Annotated in this window: 24 protein-coding genes; 10 read left to right on the top strand and 14 right to left on the bottom strand. The window is 66.8% G+C overall.

The annotated features are described in order from the left end of the window. Positions 1 to 105 precede the first annotated feature (105 nt). From cysG to AC1DIN_RS13115, 6 genes are all read right to left on the bottom strand, one after another. Positions 106 to 1563, bottom strand: a complete 1458-nt coding sequence (gene cysG, locus AC1DIN_RS13140; protein ID WP_476810137.1) for a siroheme synthase CysG — start codon at positions 1561 to 1563, stop codon at positions 106 to 108. Further along, positions 1560 to 1811, bottom strand: a complete 252-nt coding sequence (locus tag AC1DIN_RS13135) for a hypothetical protein (RefSeq protein WP_476810136.1) — start codon at positions 1809 to 1811, stop codon at positions 1560 to 1562. Before AC1DIN_RS13135 ends, cysG begins: the two co-directional genes overlap by 4 nt. A gap of 2 nt (positions 1812 to 1813) precedes the next feature. Beyond that, positions 1814 to 2338, bottom strand: coding sequence for a DUF934 domain-containing protein (locus tag AC1DIN_RS13130; protein ID WP_441470515.1), 525 nt, complete (start codon positions 2336 to 2338; stop codon positions 1814 to 1816). Continuing rightward, positions 2325 to 3995 (bottom strand): nitrite/sulfite reductase, encoded by a 1671-nt coding sequence (locus AC1DIN_RS13125; protein ID WP_476810135.1) that lies wholly within the window; start codon positions 3993 to 3995, stop codon positions 2325 to 2327. The genes AC1DIN_RS13130 and AC1DIN_RS13125 overlap by 14 nt, the downstream gene beginning before the upstream one ends. A 3-nt stretch (positions 3996 to 3998) precedes the next feature. After that, positions 3999 to 4355 (bottom strand): DUF2849 domain-containing protein, encoded by a 357-nt coding sequence (locus AC1DIN_RS13120; protein WP_476810134.1) that lies wholly within the window; start codon positions 4353 to 4355, stop codon positions 3999 to 4001. A 298-nt stretch (positions 4356 to 4653) separates the two neighbouring features. Beyond that, positions 4654 to 5628, bottom strand: a complete 975-nt coding sequence (locus tag AC1DIN_RS13115) for a Gfo/Idh/MocA family protein (protein ID WP_476810133.1) — start codon at positions 5626 to 5628, stop codon at positions 4654 to 4656. 329 nt (positions 5629 to 5957) lie between these two features. Here AC1DIN_RS13115 and AC1DIN_RS13110 point away from each other — a divergent pair, with 329 nt between their 5' ends. The 8 genes from AC1DIN_RS13110 to AC1DIN_RS13075 all read left to right on the top strand — a co-directional run bounded on the left by AC1DIN_RS13110 (position 5958) and on the right by AC1DIN_RS13075 (position 12015). Further along, complete coding sequence (locus AC1DIN_RS13110; RefSeq protein ID WP_441470511.1) at positions 5958 to 6707, top strand: FadR/GntR family transcriptional regulator; 750 nt, start codon at positions 5958 to 5960, stop codon at positions 6705 to 6707. A 20-nt stretch (positions 6708 to 6727) separates the two neighbouring features. Continuing rightward, on the top strand, positions 6728 to 7639 hold the full coding sequence (locus AC1DIN_RS13105; RefSeq protein ID WP_476810132.1) for an NAD(P)-dependent oxidoreductase: 912 nt from the start codon (positions 6728 to 6730) through the stop codon (positions 7637 to 7639). 8 nt (positions 7640 to 7647) lie between these two features. Further along, on the top strand, positions 7648 to 8331 hold the full coding sequence (locus AC1DIN_RS13100; protein ID WP_476765154.1) for an amino acid ABC transporter permease: 684 nt from the start codon (positions 7648 to 7650) through the stop codon (positions 8329 to 8331). A 9-nt stretch (positions 8332 to 8340) separates the two neighbouring features. Next, entirely contained in the window at positions 8341 to 9009 is a 669-nt protein-coding gene (locus AC1DIN_RS13095; RefSeq protein WP_476810131.1) for an amino acid ABC transporter permease, read from the top strand. 14 nt (positions 9010 to 9023) lie between these two features. Then, positions 9024 to 9776, top strand: a complete 753-nt coding sequence (locus tag AC1DIN_RS13090; RefSeq protein ID WP_441470507.1) for an amino acid ABC transporter ATP-binding protein — start codon at positions 9024 to 9026, stop codon at positions 9774 to 9776. 27 nt (positions 9777 to 9803) lie between these two features. Next, positions 9804 to 10592 carry a transporter substrate-binding domain-containing protein gene (locus tag AC1DIN_RS13085; RefSeq protein WP_476810130.1) on the top strand — a complete coding sequence of 263 codons (789 nt, stop codon included), beginning with the start codon at positions 9804 to 9806 and terminating at the stop codon, positions 10590 to 10592. Positions 10593 to 10654: 62 nt separating this feature from the next. Then, positions 10655 to 11101 carry a ribose 5-phosphate isomerase B gene (gene rpiB, locus AC1DIN_RS13080; protein ID WP_441470505.1) on the top strand — a complete coding sequence of 149 codons (447 nt, stop codon included), beginning with the start codon at positions 10655 to 10657 and terminating at the stop codon, positions 11099 to 11101. A 17-nt stretch (positions 11102 to 11118) separates the two neighbouring features. Further along, entirely contained in the window at positions 11119 to 12015 is an 897-nt protein-coding gene (locus AC1DIN_RS13075) for a ribokinase (RefSeq protein ID WP_476810129.1), read from the top strand. A gap of 313 nt (positions 12016 to 12328) precedes the next feature. Here AC1DIN_RS13075 and AC1DIN_RS13070 read toward each other — a convergent pair whose 3' ends face one another. The 3 genes from AC1DIN_RS13070 to AC1DIN_RS13060 all read right to left on the bottom strand — a co-directional run bounded on the left by AC1DIN_RS13070 (position 12329) and on the right by AC1DIN_RS13060 (position 15963). Then, positions 12329 to 13276: an HAD family hydrolase gene (locus tag AC1DIN_RS13070; RefSeq protein ID WP_476810272.1), complete on the bottom strand. Its 948-nt coding sequence runs from the start codon at positions 13274 to 13276 to the stop codon at positions 12329 to 12331. Between the two features lie 269 nt (positions 13277 to 13545). Further along, complete coding sequence (chrA, locus tag AC1DIN_RS13065) at positions 13546 to 14961, bottom strand: chromate efflux transporter (RefSeq protein WP_476810128.1); 1416 nt, start codon at positions 14959 to 14961, stop codon at positions 13546 to 13548. Positions 14962 to 14976: 15 nt separating this feature from the next. Continuing rightward, positions 14977 to 15963, bottom strand: a complete 987-nt coding sequence (locus AC1DIN_RS13060) for a chromate resistance protein ChrB domain-containing protein (protein ID WP_476810127.1) — start codon at positions 15961 to 15963, stop codon at positions 14977 to 14979. 96 nt (positions 15964 to 16059) lie between these two features. On the opposite strand from AC1DIN_RS13060, the gene AC1DIN_RS13055 reads away from it, so the two are divergent. Then, positions 16060 to 17031, top strand: a complete 972-nt coding sequence (locus tag AC1DIN_RS13055; protein WP_476810126.1) for a Fe-Mn family superoxide dismutase — start codon at positions 16060 to 16062, stop codon at positions 17029 to 17031. Then, complete coding sequence (locus tag AC1DIN_RS13050) at positions 17028 to 17498, top strand: chromate resistance protein ChrB domain-containing protein (RefSeq protein ID WP_476810125.1); 471 nt, start codon at positions 17028 to 17030, stop codon at positions 17496 to 17498. The genes AC1DIN_RS13055 and AC1DIN_RS13050 overlap by 4 nt, the downstream gene beginning before the upstream one ends. A 24-nt stretch (positions 17499 to 17522) precedes the next feature. Here AC1DIN_RS13050 and AC1DIN_RS13045 read toward each other — a convergent pair whose 3' ends face one another. The 5 genes from AC1DIN_RS13045 to AC1DIN_RS13025 all read right to left on the bottom strand — a co-directional run bounded on the left by AC1DIN_RS13045 (position 17523) and on the right by AC1DIN_RS13025 (position 22750). After that, positions 17523 to 18689 (bottom strand): NAD(P)/FAD-dependent oxidoreductase, encoded by a 1167-nt coding sequence (locus AC1DIN_RS13045; RefSeq protein WP_476810124.1) that lies wholly within the window; start codon positions 18687 to 18689, stop codon positions 17523 to 17525. Between the two features lie 8 nt (positions 18690 to 18697). Next, a complete protein-coding gene (locus AC1DIN_RS13040) occupies positions 18698 to 20308 on the bottom strand; it encodes an FAD-dependent oxidoreductase (protein ID WP_476810123.1) in 1611 nt (536 codons plus the stop codon). 98 nt (positions 20309 to 20406) lie between these two features. Then, positions 20407 to 21165 (bottom strand): amino acid ABC transporter ATP-binding protein, encoded by a 759-nt coding sequence (locus tag AC1DIN_RS13035; protein ID WP_476810122.1) that lies wholly within the window; start codon positions 21163 to 21165, stop codon positions 20407 to 20409. Continuing rightward, positions 21162 to 22013, bottom strand: coding sequence for an amino acid ABC transporter permease (locus AC1DIN_RS13030; RefSeq protein ID WP_476810121.1), 852 nt, complete (start codon positions 22011 to 22013; stop codon positions 21162 to 21164). The genes AC1DIN_RS13035 and AC1DIN_RS13030 overlap by 4 nt, the downstream gene beginning before the upstream one ends. Next, a complete protein-coding gene (locus AC1DIN_RS13025) occupies positions 22010 to 22750 on the bottom strand; it encodes an amino acid ABC transporter permease (RefSeq protein WP_476810120.1) in 741 nt (246 codons plus the stop codon). The genes AC1DIN_RS13030 and AC1DIN_RS13025 overlap by 4 nt, the downstream gene beginning before the upstream one ends. Positions 22751 to 22852 lie beyond the last annotated feature (102 nt).

The raw sequence follows: 22852 nt of genomic DNA, 5'->3' as shown, positions 1-22852 counted from the left end.
TTCTCAATGACCTAGCGCAATGTGCGCCTTCCAAACTTGGGCGCCGGAGGAGAAAACGCTTCTCCGGCGATGACGTTCCCGCCCGGCGATGAGGCCGGGCCGCTATCAGGCACGGCGGCGGTCAGCTGCCGGATTGGCGTCGGCCAGAGCCGGGCCGAAGGCGTGGCCGAGCAGGACCAGAACGGGGCCGCTCGCCGGTAGTTCGCCTAGCCGCTCCGGCAGGGTCGCGATGGTCGCAGCGACGCGCGTTTCGTCCGGGCGGGTGGCGGAGAGCACGGCGACGGCCGGCGTTTCCGGGTTGAGCCCGGCGGCGATGGCGCGCTCGCGGAAGCCGGGCAAGGTGGCACGCGCCATGTAGATCACGGTCGAGGCGGCAGGATCGGCCATGGCGCGCCAGTCGAGATCATCAGGCAACTCGCCCTTGCGCGAATGGCCAGTGACGAATTGCAGGCGCCGCGCATGGTCGCGATGGGTCAGCGACAGGCCGAGCGAGGCGGCCGCGCCTTGCGCGGCCGAGATGCCCGGCACGATCGCGACGGGAACACCGGCAGCCTGGCAGGCTTCGATCTCCTCGCCGGCGCGTCCGAAGATGCCGGGGTCGCCGCCCTTCAGCCGCACGACATGCTTGCCCTGTGACGCCAGCGAGACGATCAGCGCGTTGATGTCGCCCTGCTTCACCGAGGGGCCGTAGCCGGTCTTGCCGACCAGCATGCGTTTGGCCTCACGCCGCGCCAGCTCGAGCACGCCGGGCGAGACGAGATCGTCGTAGAGGATGATGTCGGCGCTCTGCAGGGCGCGGATCGCCTTCAGCGTCAGCAGCTCGGGATCGCCCGGGCCAGCACCGACCAGTGTGACTCGGCCCTTGCCGTCATGCGCGGCCTCGATCAGTGCGAGCCGCGCGAAGAGTTCCGCCTCGTCCTGCTTGCTAGGGGCGCGCCCCGGTTCGGCCATCGCCCTACCGGCGAAGAGCTCCCAGAAGGCGCGCCGCAGCGCGAAGGGAAGTTCGCGAGCCTGGACCGACGGGCGCCAGTCGGCTGCGGCCTGCGCCCAATTCTTCAGCCCTGCCGGCAGCAGAGCCTCGATCTTGGTGCGGATCGCCTGGCCAAAAACCGGCGCGGCGCCATCCGTGGACACGGCGACGATCAGCGGGGAGCGGTTGACCAGCGCGCCGAAGGCGAAATCGCAGTATTCCGGCTTGTCGACGATGTTGACCGGGACGCCCGCCTGCCGGGCTGCGGCCACGAAGGCGCGGACCGCATGGGCATCGTCGAGATCGGCCACGGCGATCGCGGCGTCAACGAGGTCGCCAGCCTGCCAGGGCCGGTCGTGCAGATGGACGCGACCGCCGGTCTCGCCCTGCGAAAGTCCCGCGAACAGCCCAGCCTCGCCATCGGCGAAGACATGAAGCTCCGCTCCGGTCGCGGCGAGCAGCTCAGCCTTCCACAGCGCGCCTTCGGTCGCGCCAGCGAGCACAACCTTGCGCCTGTCCAGCTTGTGGAAGAGCGGCAGCGTCGCCAGCGGCTCGATGCGCGCCGCGGTGGTTTCGGGCTGTCTGTCGATCATTGCGTGGTCGCTGCGGCCTTCTGATCTGCCGCACTGTGCTCGCCGCCCGCCGGTGGAGTCAGCAGCCACAACGCGGCCAGTGCTAGGATGATAAGGCGAAAGCAAAGATCGAACCAGCGCCCGCGTGCCTCGCTCGCAGACTGGCGGGGCAGCATGGCCTCGAACTCGGCGTTCAGGCCGTCCTCGTTGATGCCCGCGGCGCCGCCGGGGCGTTCGACGGAGCTGTGCGCGGCGGTCGAGATCGTCATGCTCACTCCGCCGCGATGGGGGCCGCGGCTGCCGCCGCCCGGCGCTGGTCGAGGATGTTGCGCCCGGCCTCGCCATAGCCACGCTGATAGGTGGCGCTGAACGATTCCCGAGCATGCAGCCATTGCGGCGCGGGTTGGCGGGCTGCGCTCGCCTCAGGCAGCTCGATGGTGTCGAAGCCGCAGGAAAGGGCATAGGCGAACTGGTCGGCGATCAGGGGGCCGCTGGCGCGGACTTCAGCTTCGAAGCCGGCGCGCCGGATCTGGCGGGCAAGGCTGAAACCGCGACCGTCCGAATAGGCGGGAAAGGCGATGGCGACCAGCGCAAGTCGTGGCAGGAACGGCGCGAGCGCGGCGAAGGGGACGGAGTTGGGCAGGATCACGCCGATCTGCTGATCGGGCGTTCGCGCCTCGAGCGCCTCAGCCAGAGCCTCCCACGGCACGAGCGCGGCCGGGATGTTGCCGATCGCGGCGCCTTCGCTGCGGGTCCAGCGATCTTCCCGACTTCCATTCCGGTCAAGCAGCGGCACGGGCGGTCTCCTGGAACGCGGCCTTGAACGGCGCAAGGCCGATACGGCGGACATTGTCGATGAAGCTTTCGCCCTCGCTTCGCTCGGTCAGATAGACGGCGACGATCCGCTCGATCGCGTCCGGCACTTCCTCGGCAGCGAGGCCTGGACCGAGGATCTCACCGATCGCGGCGTTCTCGGTGGCGTCGCCGCCGAGCGTGATTTGATAGGATTCGATGCCGCGCTTCTCCAGGCCGAGAATGCCGATATGGCCGACATGGTGGTGGCCGCAGGCGTTGATGCAGCCGGAGATCTTGATGCCGAGCGGGCCGATCTCGCGCTGGCGCGCTGCATCGGCGAAACGCTGCTGGATCGCCTGCGCGATCGGGATCGAGCGGGCCGTCGCCAGCGCGCAGTAGTCGAGGCCGGGGCAGGAGATGATGTCGGTGACGAGGCCGATATTGGCTTCTGCGAGACCCGCTTCCCCGAGCCTCTGCCAGATAGCGGGGAGGTCGCGCTGGCGCACATGCGGCAGCACGAGGTTCTGCGCATGGGTAACGCGCAGCTCGTCGAAGGAGTAGCGCTCGGCCAGATCGGCGACGAGGCGCATCTGCTCGCTGCTCGCGTCGCCCGGCGCCTGGCCGAGCGGCTTCAGGGAGATCGTCAGCGCCGTATATCCGGGCGCCTTGTGCTTGTGGGTGTTGACCTCGACCCAGCGGGCGAAGGCCGGGTTCGCGGCTTTGGCCGCCTCCAGCGTGTTGCTGACGGACGGCAGCGCCTCGTAGCGCGGCGGTGCGAAATAGGCGGCGATCCGCGCGACTTCGTCGGGATCTGCATTGATCGAAGGACCGTTGAGCTCGGCGAACTCGGCTTCGACGCGGCGGGTGAACTCCTCGGCACCGATCTCGTGGACGAGGATCTTGACGCGGGCCTTGTACTTGTTGTCGCGCCGGCCTTCGAGATTGTAGACCCGCATGACCGCTTCGAGATAGGCGAGCAGGTCCTGCTTCGGCAGGTAGTCGCGCACCACCTTGCCGATCATCGGCGTGCGGCCGAGCCCGCCGCCGACGCTGACCTCGTAGCAGACCTCATGTGTATCGGGGTGGCGACGGAGCCTGAGCCCGATGTCGTGTGCCTTGGTCACGGCCCGGTCGTGTTCGGCGCCGGTCACAGCGATCTTGAACTTGCGCGGCAGGTAGCTGAACTCGGGATGGGCCGAGGACCATTGCCGGATCAGCTCGGCGGTCGGGCGCGGATCCTCGATCTCGTCCTGCGCCACGCCGGCGAAGTGGTCGGCGGTGACGTTGCGGATGCAGTTGCCCGAGGTCTGGATGCAATGCATCTCGACATCGGCGAGCAGGCCGAGGATCGCCGGGATGTCGCGCAGCTTCGGCCAGTTGAACTGCAGATTCTGGCGCGTGGTGAAATGGCCGTAGCCCCGGTCATAGCGCTCGCCGATCAGGGCCAACTGGCGCAGCTGCCGCGAGTTCAGCGTGCCGTAGGGAACGGCGATCCGCAGCATATAGGCGTGGAGCTGGAGATAGACGCCGTTCTTGAGCCGCAGTGGCTTGAACTCGTCCTCGGTCAGAGAGCCGTCGAGCCGGCGCGCGACCTGGTCGGTGAACTGCGCCACCCGCTCCCGGACGAAACGCTCGTCGAATTCGTCGTAACGATACATGGATCAGCCCTTCGGCGCGGAGGCGATGCCTTCACCGGCCTGCTTGCCGAGATCGGGACGATTGCTGGGGCCGAGCGTCTTGAAGCGCTCGCGGAAATGGCGCGGTACGGGGCTGCCGCTCTCGATGGCGACGTCAACGAGATAGGCGTCGACGACCTTGTTGCCGCGCAGCTCGGCGGCAGCGAAGGCCTCCAGCCGCTCCGCCGCGGCCTCGTCGGCGGCGACGAGGGCCGGCGCTGGATCGCGCGTCCAGATGAGGGCTCCGGCATCGCCGGCTGCGGCGAAGACGACATCGCCGTCGAGAAGGTCGTTGGCGAGCAGGATTGCCGGCAGCGGGACGCGTTTCGTCGTGGCGGCCATCACGTGGCCTCCGCGAGCGTCGGCGACGACCCATTGTGATGGCTCAGGCCCTGTCGATCGATGACGTCCAGAATCGCCACAGCAATACCCATCCCCGTTCGGTCTTTCGAACAGGGATTTTACGCTACGAGCGGGCTGCAGCTCAATTCACATCAGATAGGGTGTTTTTCTGTATTCTCAGGGTCAGGGAGTAAAATCATCTCGCGGACCGGATTCCTGGCCCTTCCGCCGCAAATTTATGCCAGTTCAGGCGGCGCCCGGAATGAGGCCGGGGCGCCGCCACCGTCCGATGGGCGCGTCAGGCGCTCTTCAGGATCGTTTCGACGATTTCCTGCACATCGAACGCTTCGCGCAGCGTTGCAAGGTGGTGCGGCTTCCCGCGCGTGAGCTTCGCCACGCCTTCGAGCTGGCGGCGCAGCGCCAGCGGCCGAGCCTCGTTCTGGGAGAGCGCCTCCGGGTCGCGCTCCCAGCTGCCGTCGGGACGACGGCGCTCGGCATGCGACCAGTCGCAGAGCCGCACCGCGCCCTTGTCGCCTTCCAGTGTCCAGACGTTGTGGTCGTCCTTGGCGGTCGTGCCGACGCTGCCGGTCAGGGTGACGGGCAGGGCGCCTGCGGTCAGCGTCGCCTCGATGCGGCGTTCGCTCTTGCCGGCTTCGGGGAAGCTGGCCTTGGCGGCAAGGTCGGCGAAGGGGCCGGCGATGCGCCGGGTCAGAAACAGGAAATGCGAGACGACCTCGCGGGTGAAGCCGCCCTGCGCGGGGCCGTCGAGCCAGCCGGCGGCATCAACCTGCCAGGAGCGCGGCCAGTTCGCGAAAGCGACCTCGATCGTGACGCGCTCGGGCGTGCCGACCACGCCGGAGGCGATCCAGTCCCGCAAGCGTGCCACGGCGGGCGAGGAGGCAAAGGGGAAGTTCACCGCGCCGCGTTCTCCTGCCTCCGCGACGAAGGCGCGCGCATCCGCGAGATCGACGGCAAGCGGCTTCTCGCAAAACACAGCCTTGCCGGCGGCGAGCGCCGCGCGGGCGTGGGCGAGATGGGAGGAGGGCGGCGAGGCGATGTAGACGCAATCGCTCGCCGCGATCAGGGCAGCGGCGTCCGGCTGCTGCGCCACTGCGGGCAGGGCAGTGGCGATCCGCTCCATGGCTTCGGCGGAAGGGTCCCAGATGCCGCAGACGCGCAGGGCCGTCGCCGGCTGGTCCAGCGCCGCGCGCAGCATGCGCTCGCCCATGATGCCGGCGCCGATCAGGCCGAAGGAGATGGAGGTCTGGGACATGGCGGAATCTCGAGCAGGCGGTGAAGGGCGGAAACGCCGCGCCCTGCATGCCACGCCCGGACCATCGGACGGAAGCCGTTTCAGCGCCGGATGCGGAGGGGGGCGAGACGACCCGCGACCGCGCCGTGAGCGAGAGGCCCATCACGGCCAGCGCGAGCAGCGCCCGGAGCGGGCCGGCCCGGCTGAGGATGAAGGCTTCGCGAACGCCGGTGCGCTGAGCTTTGCAGCACTGCTCGCCGGGCGCCCCTTTCGTCATTGCGCCCCCCGATTGACCTTTCAATCTGGTCATCGTACTGGTCTTACCAGAACGAAGAAGAATGGTTTCAGGGATGGATGCTCAAGGTACCGACAGCGCGTCGGGGTTCGAGCGCGTCTTCGCCTATCTGCGGGAGCGGCTGCTCGACGGCACGCTGAAGCAGGGCGAGCGGCTCATGGCCGAACGCGAACTGGCCGCCCAGCTCGGGGTGAGCCGGCCGATCGTGCGCGAGGCGCTGCGCGCGCTGCACATGCTCGGCATCGTCGAGATCCGCGAGCGCGTCGGCACCATCGTGAAGCGGCCGGACGCCTCGATGCTGAAGGACTTCTTCACGCTCGCCCTGGCACAGCAGGCCGACCTCATCGACGACGTGATGGAGGCCCGCATCGCGATTGAGTGCCAGGCCGTGCGCCTGGCCTGCGAGCGGGCCACCATTGCCGATTTCGAGCGGCTGCAGCGCGCGCTCGTCCGCATAGGCGAGACGATCGACGATGCGGATGCGGGTGGTGCGGCCGATTTCGAGTTCCACCGCGCCATCGTGCTGGCGTCGCGCTCGCCGACGCTCGCAGTGCTGCATGAATCGATGTCCACGCTGCTCGCGCGCTCGCATCGCAGCCGCCGCGAGCTCGTCCAGCAGTTCGGCTCGATGAAGAGCTACCTGATCGACGACCACAAGCGCGTCTTCGACACCATCGTCGGGCGCGATCCGGATCGTGCCGAGGTGACGCTGCGGCGCCATTTCGCGATCGGCGACGAGTACCGCCGCCGCGCCGTCACCGGCGAAGGCGACCGGCCCGAGACGCGCAGCGCGCAGGGGGCCTGAGGCTCCGGTTTCCAGAGACAATGCCGAGAGAACAGAGCATGGGACAGAACCAGACGGGCAGCGTCGGCTTCATCGGCCTCGGCACGATGGGCCGGGAGATGGCGCGCAATCTTCTGAAGGCTGGGCACAAGGTCACCGTCTTCGATATCGTTGAGGATGCGGTTGCGACGCTGGCGGCGGAAGGCGCAAAGCCGGCGAAGAGCCCGGCCGAGGCTGCGGCCGAGGCCGATATCGCGATCACCATGCTGCCGGACACGCCGCAGGTCGAGGATGTCGTCTATGGCGAGGGTGGTCTCCTGGCCTCGCCGCCGCGCGGCCGCCTGATCGTCGACATGAGCACGATCTCGCCGGTCGCCGTCCGCAGGATCCATGCCGACCTCAAGGCTGCGAGCACCGACTTCATCGATGCGCCGGTCTCCGGCGGCCCGATCGGCGCCAAGAACGCGACGCTGACGATCATGGCGGGCGGTGACGCCGCCGCCTTCGCCAGGGCCGAACCCTTCTTCCGCGGCATGGGCACGACCATTACCCATGTCGGCGCTCCGGGGGCCGGCCAGGCGGTGAAGCTCTGCAACCAGCTGATCTGCGGCATCAACATCCAGGCGGTCTGCGAGGCGATCGCGCTCGGCCGCGCCTCGGGCGTCGATCTCGAGCAGATGCGCAGCGTGCTGCTCGGAGGCTCGGCGGCGTCCTGGATGCTCGAGAAGCTCGGCCCTGCCATGATCGCCGGCGATGCCGGGGCGGGCTTCCGCATCGACCTGATGCTGAAGGATCTGCGCCTCGTGCAGGAGCAGGCGCAGGCGCTCTCGGTGCCACTGCCGGGCACTGCGCTCGTCACCAGCCAGTATATCGAGGCCCGCGCCCATGGTGAGGGCGGCAACGGCAATCAGGCGCTCTTCCGCGTCTATGACCGCATGACGAACCGGGCCTGACGGCGGCGATGGGTCTCGACCTCGACTTCTCCGTCGTTCTGGAGCGCTGGCCGCTCTTCCTCGACGGTGCGGTGATGACGCTGCAGCTCGCCTTCATGGCGATCCTGATCGGAGGCGCGATCGGCACATTCTGCGCCATCGGCCGCGGCAGCAGCAACCGCTTCATTGCCGGGCTTTGCGCCGGCTATGTCGAGACGATCCGCAACACGCCGCTGCTCGTCCAGATCTTCCTCGTCTATTTCGGCCTCGCCAGCATCGGCTTGAAATTCTCGGCTTTTTCGGTCGCGGCGGCGGCGCTTGCGATCAATGTCGGCGCCTATACCGCCGAGATCATGCGGGCCGGCTTCGAGTCGATCCCGCCCGGCCAGATCGAGGCGGCGGAAGGTCTCGCGCTCTCGCGCTTCCAGATCTACTGGCACGTCATCCTGCTGCCGGCGGTCGAGAAGGTCTATCCCTCGCTGACCAGCCAGTTCGTGCTGCTGATGCTGGCCTCCTCCGTCACCTCGCAGATTTCGGCCGAGGAGCTGACGGCAGTCGCCAACTACGTCCAGTCCGACACCTACCGCGCCTTCGAGACCTACATCCTCGTCGCGCTCGGCTACATCGCGCTCTCGCTCGTCCTGCGCGCCGCCTTCTGGGCGCTCGGGCTCGTCCTCTTCCCGCGCCGCCGGCGCCTCGGCACGCCGCTCTAGAGGATCGTCATGGGCGGCTCCCTCAACGCGAACCATCTCCTGTTTCTGGGCCAGGGCGCGCTCTGGACCATCGGGCTGTCGGCGGTCGCGCTGATCGGCGGCGGCCTCGTCGGCTTCCTGATAGCGCTTGCCCGGGTGTCGCCGAGCAAGGCCGTGCGGCTGATCAGCGGCGCCTATGTGCAGCTCGTCCAGGGCACGCCGCTGCTCGTGATCATGTTCCTCGGCTATTTCGGGCTCTCGGCGCTCGGCTTCGCGATCACGCCGCTCTGGGCGGCCGGCGCCTCGCTGACGATCTATGTCGGCGCCTATTTCGGCGAGATCTGGCGCGGCTGCATTCAGGCCGTGCCGCGCCCGCAATGGGAAGCGGCCGAAGGGCTGGGGCTGAGCCGCACGCAGCGGATGCTCAAGGTCATCCTGCCCCAGGCCATGCGCATCGCGACGCCGCCGACGGTCGGCTTCATGGTGCAGATCATCAAGAACACCTCGCTGGCCTCTGTCGTCGGCTTCGTCGAGCTCGCCCGCTCCGGCCAGATCATCAACAACTCGCTGTTCGAACCCTTCCTGATCTACGCGATCATCGCCCTGATCTACTTCGCGCTATGCTTCCCGATCTCGCTCCTAAGCCGGCGTCTCGAACGCCGCATGGGCGTCGGCCGCGCGAAGCTGATGCCGGCCTGACGAGACTCAAAGCCATGAGCAAGGAACGTCCCACCGCTGAACGTCCCATCGTCGTCCTCGACAAGGTCCACAAGAGCTTCGGCACCCTCAAGGTGCTGGACGGCGTCAGCTTCACGGTCGCGCGCGGCGACGTGCTGGTGCTGATCGGCCGCTCTGGCTCCGGCAAAAGCACTGCGCTGCGCTGCATCGACCGCTTCGAGAAGATCGATTCCGGCGAGATCCGCGTCTGCGATCACCGGGTCGACGCTGTCGATATCGATCTCAGGGCGCTGCGGCAGGATGTCGGCATCGTCTTCCAGAGCTACAACCTGTTCCCGCATCTCACCATCGAGCAGAACATCACGCTGGCGCCGGTTTCGGTGAAGGGCATGAAGAAGGCCGAGGCCCGAGAGCTCGCCAAGGTGATGCTGGCGAAGGTGGGCTTGTCCGAAAAGCTCGACGCCTATCCCGAGCAGCTTTCCGGCGGGCAGCAGCAGCGCGCGGCGATCGCCCGCTCGCTCGCCATGCAGCCCAAGGTGATGCTGTTCGACGAGGTCACCTCCGCGCTCGATCCGGAGCTGACGGGCGAGGTGCTCAAGGTCATCGAGCAGCTCGCTGCCGACGGCATGACCATGGTCATGGTCACCCATGAGATGGGGTTCGCACGGGGCATCGCCGATCAGGTGGTGTTCATGCACGCGGGCAGGGTTCACGAGGCCGGAAGTGCCTCGATCCTGTCGGCACCGGCCACGCCGGAACTCGCCCAGTTCGTCGGAACCGGGCTCTAACGACCAAAAAGGGAAGGAAAACCAAAGATGAAACGCTTTCTCACGATTGCCTTGCTCGGCACGGCGGCGCTCGCCTGCGCCGGCCAGGCCGCCCGCGCCGACATGCTCGACGACATCATGAAGGCCGGCAAGATCCGCATCGCGACCGATCTCGCGATCCCGCCGTCCGGCATGATCGACGGCGCGATGAAGCCGACCGGCTCGGATGTCGAGACCGCCGAGCTCCTCGCCAAGGATTGGGGCCTGCAGCTCGAATTCGTCCAGACGACCGGCGCGACCCGCATCCCCAACGTCCAGACCAACAAGGCCGACATCATCATCTCGACGCTCTCGGTCACGCCCGAGCGCGCCAAGGTCATCGATTTCTCCAAGCCCTATGCCGCGCTGCAGTCGGTCGTGGGCTGCCTGAAATCCCTCGATGTGAAGAGCTGGGACGATCTGAAGGGCAAGACGATCGCGGTCTCGCGCGGCACCACGCAGGACACGACGCTGACCAACATGAAGGAGCGCGACCTCAAGCTCGCCCGCTTCGAGGACGATGCGACGATGGTCACCGCCGCCATCTCCGGCCAGGCCGACTGCGTCGCCACCTCGGCGACGATCGTCTCGCAGATCGGCGTCAAGGCGCCTGCGCGTCCCTTCGAGCCGAAGGTCTCGATCACCAACTTCGATCTCGCCGTCGGCGTGAAGAAGGGCGAGCCCAAGCTGCTCGAGAAGCTCGACGCCTGGGTCGAGCAGAACCTCAAGAACGGCAAGCTCAACGCGATCTACAAGAAGTTCCACGGCACCGAACTGCCCGCGAACATGCGCGGCTGATCCATTCCTCGCCGGCGCCCGACAAGGGCGCCGGCGCTTCGCTCCAACCAACAGGAACTCCCATGCGCCTCGTCATCGGCTCCGACCATGCCGGCTGGTCCCTCAAGCAGCACGTCATCGACCACATCAAATCGCTGGGCCACGAGGTCATCGATGTCGGCTCCCATGACGACAAGCCGGTCGATTTCCCCGACATCGCCCGCGAAGTCGCCCGCAAGGTCACGTCCGGCGAGGCCGAGCGCGGCATCATGGTCTGCGGCACCGGCGTCGGCGCCTCGATCGCCGCCAACAAGATGAAGGGCATCCGCGCCGCGGTTTGCCACGATATCCACTCCGCCCATCAGAGCGTCGAGCATGACGACGTCAATGTCATGTGTATCGGCGCCAAGATCGTCGGCCCCTGGCTCGCCAGCGATCTGATTTCGTCCTATCTCTCCGCCGAGTTCTCGACCGACGAGGATTTCCGCCGCCGTGTCGAGAAGCTGCATCAGATGGATGCCGAAGGCTGAAACGAGGGTAGGGCCCGATGATCCTGGTCTTCGGATCGATCAATGTCGATTTGGTCGCGCGGGTCGCGACCATTCCAGGACCGGGCAAGACGGTGCTCGCTCCGTCCTATGAGCGCCATTTCGGCGGCAAGGGAGCGAACCAGGCCGTTGCCGCGGCGCGCTTGGCTGCGCCCGGCCGGGTCGCCATGGCGGCCCGCGTCGGCGATGACGGCTTCGGCCGCGAGTCGATCGACAACCTCGTCGCCAACGGCGTCGGGACCGATCTGGTCGGTGCCGGCGCGGCTCCGACAGGCTGCGCCTTCATCACCGTCGATGCGCGCGCGGAGAATGCGATCACCGTCGCCAGCGGCGCCAACCTCGAGCCCAGCGCGGACGACGTGCCGGGGGCGCTGTTGACCGCCGGCACGACGCTTGTGCTGCAGATGGAGGTGCCCTTCGCACAGTCGCTGGCGCTTGCGCGGCGCGTCCGGCAATCGGGCGGGCGCGTCATCTGGAACTGCGCGCCGGTGCCGGACGGCTTCCCGGCGGCGGATGCGGCGGCGTTGCTCGCCGCCAGCGATGTCCTGATCGTCAACGAGCACGAGGCCGCCGATATCGCCGCCATTCTCGGGAAACCGGGCGGCGAGATCGCGGGCCTGATCGCGGGCACCGCGACGCTCTGCATCGTCACGGCCGGTGCCGAGGGCGCCTTCGCGTACACGCCGGAGGGCGAAACGTTCCACGTGCCCGCTCCGCATATCGAACCGGTCGATACGACAGGCGCCGGCGACACCTTCGTCGGCGCGATCGCGGCTGCTCTCGATGAGAGCTTGGATCTCCAGCAGGCGCTTGACCTCGGCTGCCGCGCCGCCGCTCTCTCCTGCCTTGCACCGGGAGCGCAGGCGGGTATGCCGTTCCGAAGCGCGCTCGGCTGAGCGAACCGGGCTGAAGATTTTCGGCGCAGTCGGCGCAAAGGCGCCTTGCCATTATTCCGGCATCGGCCCTTCGCCGGGAGGCAGGAGTATTGCAGGCCGCCTTGCGTCCAGAACTCTCGCCGTCATCGTGACCGGCAGGAGGGCAGGCCTGGTCAAGCACGGCTTCTACCCGGCCGATTTCATTATGTCGCGAATGTCACCGAGCGGATCAGCAGATCGAAATGGCCGCCGGCACATTTTGCCGGCGCCTCGCAGGCGAAACCGGCGCCGTGCTCCCGCGGATTGAAGATCGGCGGCTTTGCCTTCGGATCTGCTACGGGCCGTATATCGTCTTCCAGTCGTTGCGCATGTCGACGACCAGCCATCCGCGCGACGGAGCTTCATCGAGGGCCTTGTCGAGCCTCCCGACCTGGGACTGCCGATCGTAGGCGAATTCGCGCTCGGCGTCGGTGTGGTGCACGATGAGTGCGAAGCGCGGACCCGTGTTGAGGGTCGTCCATTGGAGCATCTGCAAGTCGCCGTCAGAGTTGCCGGCGGCGAAGACGGGGCGCTGGCCGATGAACTTGGCGATGCCGACGGGCTTGCCAGGACCGTCGTCGATGAAATCCACCTCGGCCAGCCGCTGCAGCTCCGGCTTGTCGCCGACGAGTTCATATTTGAGCTTGATGCTGGACCCGACGACCTGTTCGGGCGGAATGCCATAGGCTGCTTCGACCCAGGGCCGCATGAACTCTACCCCGCCCCCGGAGACGATATAGGTCTTGAAGCCGTTTGCCCGCAGATAGGCCAGCAGCTCGACCATCGGCTTGTAGACGAGCTGGTTATAGGGGCGGTTGAACTTCGGATGCCGCGCTGTCGCCATCCACTCCTTGACGCTCCGCTCGAACTCGGCGCTGTCCATCCCCGCATGGGTCGCCAGGACGAGCTCTTCGATTCCCCTGGTTCCGCTTGCCGTGACGGCTTTCAGGTCTCCGGCGAGCAGGGACTTGAAGGGTTCCTGCGTCTGCCATTCCGGCCTGCCGGGCGCGAGCGCCTTGATCCGGTCCAGCAGGAACATGCCCTGGAAATAGAGCGGCTGCTCCGACCAGAGCGTTCCATCATTGTCGAAGGTGGCAATCCGCTCGGCCACCGGGACGAAATCCGGGCCTCCTTGCCGTGTGACCTTCTCGACGAAGGTCTTGATGGCCTGCTTGGCGTTCCCGTCATTCCAGGAGGGCAGCGGATCGGTCTGGGCCGTGACGGGGCTGATGCCAGTGGCCATCGCCACCGAGGCAATCAGAGCCGTGACGAGAGCGTCTCGCCTCGTCGCGAGCGGGAAAGGTCCGGTGGAACGAGTCATCACACGCCTCGCGCACGCATCATCGGGGCGGCTATCGAACAGCATTCGGCCGATCATCAGAAGCGTGTAACTGTTACGGACCAGCTGGAGGACTTGACGGGTTGCGGATGCTGCGCAACCGCGCTGGGCGGCGGGCGCGATCCGGCTCGACACGCTCCGATACTTGGTGCTGTCGACGGGCAATATTTCCGTCAGGTGAGGCCGTGCAGCATCCCGTAGAGCAAGCCGGCCGCCGAACATGCTGCGATGACCTTGATCATCCCGACCTTGAAGCGGAACACGGCGATCATGGCGGCCAGCGTCAACAGCAGCGAGGCGACGTTGACCGTGCTCAGGACCGGCACGTCGAGTTCCATGCCATAGGCGCGGATCTGGCGGACTTCGGCGAACAGGACGTGCAGCGAGAACCAGATCGACAGGTTCAGGATGACGCCGACGACGGCGGCCGTGATCGCCCCAAGAGCGGCGGAAAGCGCCCTGTTGTTGCGCATTGTCTCCATGAACGGCGCGCCCAGGAAGATCCAGAGGAAGCAGGGAACGAAGGTCACCCAGGTCGTCAGCAATCCGCCGAGCGTGCCGGCCAGCAGCGGATTCAGCGAGCCCGGCGCACGGTAGGCCCCCATGAAGCCGACGAACTGCGTGACCATGATCAGCGGCCCGGGCGTGGTTTCGGCCATGCCGAGGCCGTCCAGCATCTCACCCGGCTTCAGCCAGCCGTAATGCTCGACCGCCTGCTGGGCGACATAGGACAGGACCGAATAGGCCCCGCCGAAGGTGACCATCGCCATCTTGGAAAAGAAGATGGAAATCTCGGTGAACACGTCGCCTCGGCCGAGCGTCGCCAGCAAGGCGGCGATCGGAGCGAACCAGAGGAAGAAGCCGATGGCGGCGACCTTCAAAGACCAACTCAGCGGCGGCCTGGCATGTGCCGGAATGCCATCGCCGAGCGCCGAATCGATGTCGGCGACCTGCTTACCTCCGACCTTGCCGTGATCGCCTCCCACCCGGAATGCGGACCAGCCGGCGCGGCCGCCGACATAGCCGATCAGGCCCGCTACAAGAACGACAAGCGGGAAGGGCGCATGGAAGAGTGCCAGGGCGAGGAAGGCGGCCGCGGCGAGGCCGATCATAACTCCGTTCTTGAGGGAGCGCCGGCCGATCCGGAGCACGGCTTCGAGCACGATCGCCAGCACCGCCGCCTTCAACCCGAAGAACAGCGCCTGCACGCTCCCGACATTGCCGAAGATGGCGTAGATCCAGCTCAGCGCCATGATGGCAATGAGGCCGGGAAGCACGAACAGGGTTCCTGCGACGAGGCCGCCCTTGGTCTTGTGCAGGAGCCAGCCGATATAGACGGCCAGTTGCTGTGCTTCCGGCCCGGGAAGCAAGGTGCAGTAGTTCAGCGCATGCAGGAACCGCGTCTCGCCGATCCAGCGCTTCTCCTCCACGATGATGCGGTGCATCACCGCGATCTGCCCGGCAGGGCCGCCGAAGCTGAGCGCTGCGACTCGCGCCCAGACGCGCAGAGCCTCACCGAATGAAATCCCATGGTCGGGCTCGGCGCTCCGATTGGGAGGCGCAGCGTCGATGGTCTCGCTCTTGTTCATCACATTCCCCGGTCGTCAGGCGCGCTTCGACCTGAAGTATTGATAGAGGTTGTCGAAGACAGCCGCGCCTTGCGCAATGCGTTCTTCGTCCTGAGGGTATGCGGTGCAGACGCCCGAAATCAGGCTCGCAATGCCTGTCGTTTCCTCGCGCCCGAATTTGCCGTCCTTCAAATCGATGTCGTGGACGATCTCGGAAACGGCCTGGAGCGCCGCATCGGCGATGCCGCTGCGAGAGAGCAGGACTTCGAAGCTGCAACGATCGCCTTCATGCGTGATCTCGCCTTCGAACATGTCGAAGCGCAGCTCTCCTGGCTCGGGCTCGTATCCCTTGCCCGGAACGAAGCGGATGACGGCACTGGGATCGATGAAGCGGCGGATCAGCCAGCTACAGGCGATCCGGTCGACATGCACGCCCTTGCGCGTCACCCAGACATGGCCCTTGAGGTCGGCTGCAGTTCGCGTCGGTGTTTCCGGCGACGGCGTCGTCATATGGGCATCCTCTGCAAGCCTGCGCTCGATCTCGGCGACCAGGCTCTCGGCCGAAAGGCGGCCGGTCGCTCCGAAGAAGTCGATGGCGGCGACGTCTGCGAGCCGTTTCCGCAGACGACCGGTTTGCGAGCGAGCCTCCGCCTTGTCCTCGGGCGTGGCGGTTGCCGTGAGCCGGGCGGAAAGAGCGCGCGCCTCCTTGGAGATTTCCTCGTAATCTTCATCGCGTGTCGCGTCGAAGAGAGCTCGTGCCTGGCTGTCCGAGAGGCCGTCGATCAGACGCGCTTCGCAGATCATGGCCTCGCCGCCGCCTTCAACGATCTCCTTCAGCAGCCACTCGAAATCCTCCTGAGTTTCGGCATTCGCGGGCAGTGCGTAGACCGTGCTCTTCACTGCGACGGCGCCGATCCCTTGCAGGCGCCGCCAGATCTTCACCCGGAAATACGCCGGCTTGCTCGGCAACTGGTGGATCAGCAGGAGCCAGCGCTGCTCCGCGGAATTCGCATCGTCATTCATGTTCGTACCGTATCATTTGAAATGTAAGAAGCAACACTTGTATCATTTTTGATTCGAGCGTAGTGTCCGGTCATTGCGTATCCTGGAGAGGGTGCCATGCATCGGATCATGCCCTTGCCGTTCAAGCCGCCGCGCCTTGACGCGCTCTCCGAGCGGCTTCTGGCGAGCCATTACGAGAACAATTACGGAGGCGCCGTGCGACGCCTCAACGCCATCGAGCGCCGCCTCGACGAGCTCGACTGGAGCCAGGCGCCGGTGTTCGACATCAACGGCCTCAAGCGGGAGGAACTCGTCGCCGCCAATTCGGCGATCCTGCATGAGATCTATTTCGACGGGCTCGGCGGCACCGGCGATGCCGCGGGGGACCTGGCGCTGGCGCTGGAGCGGGATTTCGGCAGTGTCGCCGGTTGGCGCTCGAAATTCTCGGCCTGCGCCAAGGCACAAGCCGGCGGCTCGGGGTGGACCTTGCTGGTCTGGTCGGAGCGCCACGAACGCCTGATGATCCAATGGGGGCAGGATCACACGAGCTACCTCGCCGGTAGTATCCCGATCATGGCGCTCGATATGTACGAGCACGCCTATCACATCGATTTCGGGGCTAAAGCCGGAGCCTATGTCGACGCCTTCATGAAGAACATCCATTGGGAGCGGGTTGGCGCTCGGTTCCAGCGGCTCGCCGTGAACCGACGCGCGGTCGGCTTAGCTGCCGCCGACGTTCCCGGAGACACCGTAGCCGCCGAGGATCTGCTGGCGCGCTTGCAGCGACAGGAAGACCTCCTCCTGCTGGACGTCTGCCTCGCGGAGGACCTGGCGAAGCGCAGCGACATGATCCCGGGGGCGCAACTGCGCGCGCCGGAACAGATCGCCGATTGGGCCGGGGACCTGCCGAAGGACAAGCCGATCGTCGCCTACTGCGTCTACGGATTCCAGGTCAGTGGCAACGCCGTCGCCGAACTTCGCCGTCGCGGCCTCGATGCCCGCTCGCTCGCAGGCGGCATTGCCGCCTGGCATGCGATCGGCGCCCCAACCGTTCCGCTCATCATCGCTGAAGGGAGGCCTACGCCATGAAATGGGTCACACGCGAGCGCCCCGTCATCGATCGGATCGCCTGTCCCTGGCTGATCATGCGGTTCATCGACAAGGAGCCGGAGTTCCTGTTCGTGCCGCCGGATCAGGTCAGGAAGGTGGCCGAGGAAAGCGGCGCCATTCCCTATGACGTACCCGGTGTCGAATACACGCATTTCGGCGAGGGGTGCAGCTTCGATGCCTTCGTCGAGAAGCATGATCTGGCCAAGGATCCGGCCATCGCCACGATTGCCGCGATCGTTCGCGGCGCCGATACGGACCGGCACGATCTCACGCCGCAATCGGCCGGACTTCTGGCGATCTCGATGGGGCTTCGCGACCTCTCCCCGGACGATCACGAGGTGCTGAAGCGCGGCTTCATCATCTACGATGCGCTCTACGCCTGGGCGTCCCGCCGCAAGGGCGAGACCCACAATTGGCCACCGGCGATGAAGGCCACGGCTGCCTGACGACTTTGCTCCGGTCTTGGACCGTCACGCGACCAGCGCTTCGGTCGCCGCCGTCACCTGCCAGCCCTGCAATTCCCGCCAGTTCGGCTCCAGCTTCGCGAAGCGCGACAGCTTGAAGGTGGAAATATCGGCGAAGCTGCACGCGCCGTCGACGACGAGGTCCCGGATTGCGTGGCCGCTCGCGGGCGAGAGGCCGAAGCCGACGCTCGACAGAGTCGCGACCACGACATTCGCCTGTGAATCCAACCGGTCGATGACGGGACGGCCGTCCGGCGTATTCTCGATCACGCCGGCCCAGGAGCGGATGATGCGGGCATGTGCCGCCTTCGGCAGAAGCTCGGCCAGGCGCTTGCCCATATGCAGCATCAGCGGCGTGGTCGGCTTCGCCGGCGTGCCTTCCTCGGCCATGGCCAGCCATTCATGCGGCCCGCCGCCATAGGCGAGGTTGCCGCGCAGGGTCTGTCGACCATAGAGGCCGCAGCCGTCGACGCCGCCGAGCGGCATCAGCGGCAACGGCTCCGTCACGATCATCTCGCAGCGGGCCGATTGCACCGGCACCTCCTGCCCGAGCATCGCCGAGAGCCGTCCGGTCTGTGGGCCGGCAGCGAGCACCAGGCTGTCGCAGCCGATGACCCCACGGTCGGTCTCGACCGCCGTCACGCGCCCGCCTTCGCTGCGGAAGCCGGTGACCGTCGTATGCTGCAGGATGCGCCCACCATGGTCCTGCATCGCCCAGGCATAGCCCTGCAGCGTGCGGTGCGGATTGGCATGGCCGCCGAACTTGTAGTGATAGCCGCCGACGATGGTGTCGCCCGCCAGCGGCACGAGTTCCTTCGCCTGCCGGACGTCGAGCATGTCCGACTGGAAGCCCTGCCGCTCGGCGTTTCGCAGGGCGCGGCCGTAGAGCGCCATCTGGTGCTCGCTGGAAGCAAGGCGGATGCGCTCGCCCCTGAACTCGGTCGGATATCCCAGCAACTCGTCCATGATCGGCCAGAGCCGCTGTTCTTCAGCGAAGAGCGGCGAATGGTGGTGCGAGCAGCCGCCGCCGTTGCGGCCGGAGGCCTCCCAGCCGATCAGGCCCTTTTCCAGCACAAGCACGTCGACGCCCTCGCGCGCCAGCCACCAGCCGGCGGAGAGACCGGTCACGCCGCCGCCGACGATGACGACGGAAGCTCCCTTGATCTCGCTCATGTTGGCTCTCACTCGCTCGCGACGGGGCCGGTCGCGTCGTTGGTCGCGACGGTGTAGCGCTCCGGAACCTCCCAGAACGGCACCCACTGCGCATGCATGCCGAACCAGGTGTCCCAATGCTCGGCCTGCTCCGGCGCTTCCGGCACATGGGCCGTCATCGACAGCGGCATCGGCCGCGTCGGCGCGCGATAGCCCGCGAGCGGGATCGCCGAGAGCGGCAGGGCGGCGCCGAGCGCCAGCAGCGCCGCGACCTGTTCGCGGCAGCGGCGGCCCTGGCAGGGGCCCATGCCGGCACGGGTCAGGCGCTTGACCTGATCGGGGTTGGGCGGGCCATCGCCGAGCAAGGCCGCGCGCGAACGGTCGTTGCGGCGCTCGTTCTGCCAGTCGAGATAACGCGGTGGACGGACTTCGAGGATTTCGCGGGCCGTCACCTCCTCGCACTGGCAGACATGGAATTCCGCGCGCGCCTCGATGACACTCGCCCGCACCCAGGCCAGGCGGTAATCGGAGATGTCGTATTCCGGTGCCGGCGGGTTCGTGGCGCTGTCTGCCATTGCATCCGTGCCGAGCGCCGCGACGGCGCATCGGGCTTCCGCTTCGGCGACCGCGCGGTCGCGGGTCTTCGCTGCCCAGATGCCGGCACAGTCGCCGACCGCATACACGTTCGCGATGCTTGTGCGCTGGTTCGCATCTAGGACCGGCGCATAGCCTCCGCGCTCGGGCTGAAACGCCACCTTGCAGCCGGCGGCATCGATCAGATCGACGACCGGGGTGGCTCCCACCGCGAGCACGATGCCATCGCAGGCGATGGCGCGCTCGTCGCGTGCCGGATGGCCTTCGTCGTCGAGCCCAGCGACCATCGCCGCCTCGACGGAATCGCGCCCGGCCGCCTCGCGGACGACATGGCGGGTCAGGATCTCCGTCCCGCCCTCGCGCAGGCTGGCCAGCAGCGCCGCGTCGCCAACGATATCGGACGCCTGCTCGACGATCGCAGCGACGCTGGCGCCGGTCTCACGCAGCGCCAGCGCCGTGGTCAAGGCTTCCGTGCTGGAGCCGAGGATGACGAGCCGGCACGGGCCGAGCGCGCCGTAGCGTGTCGCGAGACTGAGCGCGGCGGTGGCGCCCAGCACCCCCGGCTTCTCCCAGCCAGGGAAGCCGAGACCCATGTCGCGTCGGCCGCAGGCGAGAATAACGTGCCGCGCCTGGACCAGGGCGCTGCGTTCCTCGTCGGCGAGCCCCGCGACGAGGCCGGGCATCCAGCCGAGTGTCGGACCGTTCGCATAAAGGCCCCAGCAGGCGGTGCCGAGGCGCACATCGATGCCGGCCTCGAAAGCCTCTGCGATCCGCGGTTCGGAGGCCACGAATGCCTCCATCATGGCGTTGCGATTGCGGGCGCTGGCCGCCATGCCCTGCCCGAAATGCAAGGGCACATCGTCGCCCATCGTCTTGAATGGCACGGGGTTCTCATCGATCAGCAGGACGCCGAACCCACGCTTCGCGGCTTGGATCGCCGCCTCGAGCCCGGCGGGCCCGCCGCCGATGACCAGGACGTCCACCGTCTCGTCGATGGCCAGCGGCTTGCCGGTGACGGATTTGGGGTCTGAGGCCGGAGTGTTCATGAGGCACGCTCTCGAATGACGGCGTTCATTCTTGGACGGGCGGCCTGCGGTGGCAGGCCGGTTTGCGACATCGACCGGCTCTGACGCGACATGTCGCGTCAGAGCACCTGATCGAGGAAGGCGCGGGTGCGGGCTTCTCGCGGCGCGCCGAAGAACTCCGCCGGTGGCGCGTGCTCGACGATGACGCCGCCGTCGGTGAAATAGACATGGTCGGCGACTTCGCGGGCGAAGCCCATCTCGTGGGTGACGAGGATGCAGGTCATCCCCTCTGCGGCAAGGTCGCGGATGGTGACGAGCACCTCCTTCTTGGTCTCTGGGTCGAGCGCGGCGGTGACCTCGTCGAACAGCATCACCTTGGGGTTCATCGCCAGCGAGCGGGCGATCGCGACGCGCTGCTGCTGCCCGCCCGAAAGCTCGCCCGGATAAGCCTGGTGCTTGTGCGATAATCCGACCTTGGCGAGCAGGCGCTTGGCCCGCTCTTCGACCTCTGCGCGATCCTGCTTCAGCACATGGACCGGCGCCATCATCACGTTCTGCAGCGCCGTCTTGTGAGGGAACAGGTTGTACTGCTGGAAGACGATGCCGACGTCGCGGCGCAGGGCGAGCTTGTCGAGCATGGGGTCGTTGACCTGCCGGCCGGCGACGGTGATCGAACCCTTGCTGATCGGCACCAGCGCATTAATGCAGCGCAGCAGCGTCGACTTGCCCGACCCTGAAGGGCCGATGATGCAGACGGTCTCGCCGCGGCGGATGGTGAAACCCACATCCTTGAGAACCGCGAAGGCGCCGAAGGCCTTCTCGACGCCCTCGACGACGACGACCGGCTCGCCGAGTTGATGCTTGGCGACCATGGTCATCCCTTCACGTTGAAGCGGCGTTCGAGCGCCATGGTGAGGCGCGCGATCGGATAGCAATAGGCGAAGAACATCAGCAGGAGCAGGAGATACATCGGCAGCATCAGCTCCGGCCGGCTCTCGGCCACGAGCGCGGCGCGCGTCACCGTCAGCCCGTCCTGAATGCCGACGACCGAGATCAGCGTCGTGGCCATCGTCAGGATGGCGTAGAGGTTCATCCAGGGCGGGATCATCCGCTTGAAGGCCTGTGGCAGGATGATCATCCACATCGTCTGGCGGCGGGTGAAGGCGAGCGCCTCGGCCGATTCCCATTGGCCCGACGGAATCGAGCGGATGCCGCCGCGCACGATCTCGGAGACGTTGGCCGCGACCGGAAGCGCCAGCCCGATGATGGCCTTGACCCAGGCGGGAAAGGCCAGGGTGACCGGGCCGAGTTTCAATTCGAAGGGCAGCAGGAACATCGCGTAGAACAGCAGCACGAGCCAGGGTGCGTTGCGGAAGAACTGCGTCGCGGCCCAGGCAGGCTTGCGCAGCGCCGCGGATGGCGAGACCTGGCCGATGCCGAACAGCACGCCCACCGCCGTTCCCAACACCATCGAAAGGAAGCTGATCAGCAGGTTGAACAGGAAGCCCTGGAAGATCAGCGGTGCCCAGCGCAGCAGGATGGTGACGGCACTGTCGCGCGCCGCCGGTGCGGTCACCTGCGCCACGGCCAGCGAAGCGGCGAAGAGGATTCCGGCGCCCGCGACGAGCCCGGCGCTCAGGAGGGCAGGTGCGGCAAGGCCGCTCGGCGCGATCGGCGCGGCGCGGAATGGCTTGAGGACAGGGAGATCGGTGGCGTCCCTCTTCATGGCATGTAGCCCGGAATGCGCATGGCCTTCTCCCAGCGATGCATCACCCAGACCAGCACTGCGACGAGCAGGACATAGGTCACCAGCAACACGTTCATCATCTCGCGGACGTTGAACATCTCCGACCAGATCTGCGAGGCGGCGTAGAGCAATTCGGGCACGCCGATCGCGTAGGCGAGGGTGGTGGTCTTCACGAGATTGACGAGGTTGTTGTTGAGCGCCGGCAGGCAGATGCGGAAGGCGAGGGGCAGCACGATCTGGTGCCATAGCTGGAAGCGCGTGTAGCCGAGCGATTCCGCGGCCTCGACCATCGTCTCCGGCACGGCCTCGATCCCGGCGCGGAAGATCTCGACGTTGAATGCGCCGGCGAAGAGCGAGAAGGCGATGATCGCCCAGCCTGTGCCACTGACAAGCGGTGACTGTCCGCCGAAACCGTCCGACACCGTCGGCAGCAGGCCGCCGACGGCGAAGTAGAAGAAGGAGAGCTGCACCAGCGGCGGGGTATTGCGGAAGAACTGGACGTAGATCCGCACCAGCAGCCGTCCGAGGCGCGACTGGCTGCCGGCCACCCAGACCCCGAGGAGCCCGATCGCGAGCGAGGCCAGGATGGAGACGACGCAGATATAGGTCGTGGTCCACAGCCCGGTGAGGAAGCGGGAACGATCGAAGGCGTCGTAGAAGATCGAGAAGTTGAGGCCATGAACATCGTTCAGGCGCTCGAAGAAGGCGGCAATCATGTCCGAAACCTCGGGTAGGCTTGGCGCGTCACGGTCGGGCTTGACCCGACCATCTCGGAAACCAGAGCCCTCTGGTCATGAGATTCTCGGGACAAGCCCGAG

Source organism: Allobosea sp. 05T438 (genome assembly GCF_056396025.1).
This window is presented reverse-complemented; position numbering and strand designations above follow the sequence as displayed.

Excerpts from the sequence above, each read along its gene's own strand:
- cysG (WP_476810137.1), bottom strand. The coding sequence starts at position 1,563 with ATGATCGACAGACAGCCCGAAACCACCGCGGCGCGCATCGAGCCGCTG.
- AC1DIN_RS13135 (WP_476810136.1), bottom strand. The coding sequence starts at position 1,811 with ATGACGATCTCGACCGCCGCGCACAGCTCCGTCGAACGCCCCGGCGGC.
- AC1DIN_RS13125 (WP_476810135.1), bottom strand. The coding sequence starts at position 3,995 with ATGTATCGTTACGACGAATTCGACGAGCGTTTCGTCCGGGAGCGGGTG.
- AC1DIN_RS13120 (WP_476810134.1), bottom strand. The coding sequence starts at position 4,355 with ATGGCCGCCACGACGAAACGCGTCCCGCTGCCGGCAATCCTGCTCGCC.
- AC1DIN_RS13115 (WP_476810133.1), bottom strand. The coding sequence starts at position 5,628 with ATGTCCCAGACCTCCATCTCCTTCGGCCTGATCGGCGCCGGCATCATG.
- AC1DIN_RS13110 (WP_441470511.1), top strand. The coding sequence starts at position 5,958 with ATGGATGCTCAAGGTACCGACAGCGCGTCGGGGTTCGAGCGCGTCTTC.
- AC1DIN_RS13105 (WP_476810132.1), top strand. The coding sequence starts at position 6,728 with ATGCCGAGAGAACAGAGCATGGGACAGAACCAGACGGGCAGCGTCGGC.
- AC1DIN_RS13100 (WP_476765154.1), top strand. The coding sequence starts at position 7,648 with ATGGGTCTCGACCTCGACTTCTCCGTCGTTCTGGAGCGCTGGCCGCTC.
- AC1DIN_RS13095 (WP_476810131.1), top strand. The coding sequence starts at position 8,341 with ATGGGCGGCTCCCTCAACGCGAACCATCTCCTGTTTCTGGGCCAGGGC.
- AC1DIN_RS13090 (WP_441470507.1), top strand. The coding sequence starts at position 9,024 with ATGAGCAAGGAACGTCCCACCGCTGAACGTCCCATCGTCGTCCTCGAC.
- AC1DIN_RS13085 (WP_476810130.1), top strand. The coding sequence starts at position 9,804 with ATGAAACGCTTTCTCACGATTGCCTTGCTCGGCACGGCGGCGCTCGCC.
- rpiB (WP_441470505.1), top strand. The coding sequence starts at position 10,655 with ATGCGCCTCGTCATCGGCTCCGACCATGCCGGCTGGTCCCTCAAGCAG.
- AC1DIN_RS13075 (WP_476810129.1), top strand. The coding sequence starts at position 11,119 with ATGATCCTGGTCTTCGGATCGATCAATGTCGATTTGGTCGCGCGGGTC.
- AC1DIN_RS13070 (WP_476810272.1), bottom strand. The coding sequence starts at position 13,276 with ATGGCCACTGGCATCAGCCCCGTCACGGCCCAGACCGATCCGCTGCCC.
- chrA (WP_476810128.1), bottom strand. The coding sequence starts at position 14,961 with ATGAACAAGAGCGAGACCATCGACGCTGCGCCTCCCAATCGGAGCGCC.
- AC1DIN_RS13060 (WP_476810127.1), bottom strand. The coding sequence starts at position 15,963 with ATGAATGACGATGCGAATTCCGCGGAGCAGCGCTGGCTCCTGCTGATC.
- AC1DIN_RS13055 (WP_476810126.1), top strand. The coding sequence starts at position 16,060 with ATGCATCGGATCATGCCCTTGCCGTTCAAGCCGCCGCGCCTTGACGCG.
- AC1DIN_RS13050 (WP_476810125.1), top strand. The coding sequence starts at position 17,028 with ATGAAATGGGTCACACGCGAGCGCCCCGTCATCGATCGGATCGCCTGT.
- AC1DIN_RS13045 (WP_476810124.1), bottom strand. The coding sequence starts at position 18,689 with ATGAGCGAGATCAAGGGAGCTTCCGTCGTCATCGTCGGCGGCGGCGTG.
- AC1DIN_RS13040 (WP_476810123.1), bottom strand. The coding sequence starts at position 20,308 with ATGAACACTCCGGCCTCAGACCCCAAATCCGTCACCGGCAAGCCGCTG.
- AC1DIN_RS13035 (WP_476810122.1), bottom strand. The coding sequence starts at position 21,165 with ATGACCATGGTCGCCAAGCATCAACTCGGCGAGCCGGTCGTCGTCGTC.
- AC1DIN_RS13030 (WP_476810121.1), bottom strand. The coding sequence starts at position 22,013 with ATGAAGAGGGACGCCACCGATCTCCCTGTCCTCAAGCCATTCCGCGCC.
- AC1DIN_RS13025 (WP_476810120.1), bottom strand. The coding sequence starts at position 22,750 with ATGATTGCCGCCTTCTTCGAGCGCCTGAACGATGTTCATGGCCTCAAC.